Genomic DNA, 498 nt, shown 5'->3' with positions numbered 1-498 from the left:
CTGCTGATGGTGGGTTGCGTGCCGCAGCAGAAATATGAAGCGTCACAACAAAGGAATGCTGAACTCGAGGCGCAGTACAAGCAACTCAACGAGACCATGGGCTCCGAGATCGCGGCCAACGAGTTGCGTATCTCGCGGATGCAAGACGCGATCAAGGTTTCGCTCAACAACGAGTTGCTGTTCCCCTCAGGCGGTTGGGAAATGTCGGCTGGCGCCAAGACGAGCATTGCCAAGGTAGCCGCGATCCTGGCGCCTCATCAGAAAAACAAGATCAACGTGAACGGCTACACGGATAGCACGCCGATAGGTCCGGAACTGATGAAACAAGGCATCACGACCAATCTCATCCTGTCTCAAAAACGGGCTGACAACGTGATGCAGTTCATGATCTCGCAGGGTGTCAAGCCGGATCTTGTCTCGGCTCAAGGCTTCGGCGAGGCCAATTCGGTAGCTTCCAACGATACGTCGGAGGGCCGGGCGCAGAATCGCCGCGTGGAA

1 protein-coding gene is annotated in these 498 nt (G+C 56.2%); it reads left to right on the top strand.

Annotated elements, in window-relative coordinates; genetic code table 11:
* Positions 1-18: 18 nt before the first annotated feature.
* A partial coding sequence (locus P0D89_RS54000) for an OmpA/MotB family protein (protein WP_408379832.1) occupies positions 19-498 on the top strand: 480 nt, incomplete at its 3' end.

The organism is Paraburkholderia sp. RL18-085-BIA-A (assembly GCF_046027075.1).
Lineage (GTDB): Bacteria > Pseudomonadota > Gammaproteobacteria > Burkholderiales > Burkholderiaceae > Paraburkholderia.
This window is presented reverse-complemented; position numbering and strand designations above follow the sequence as displayed.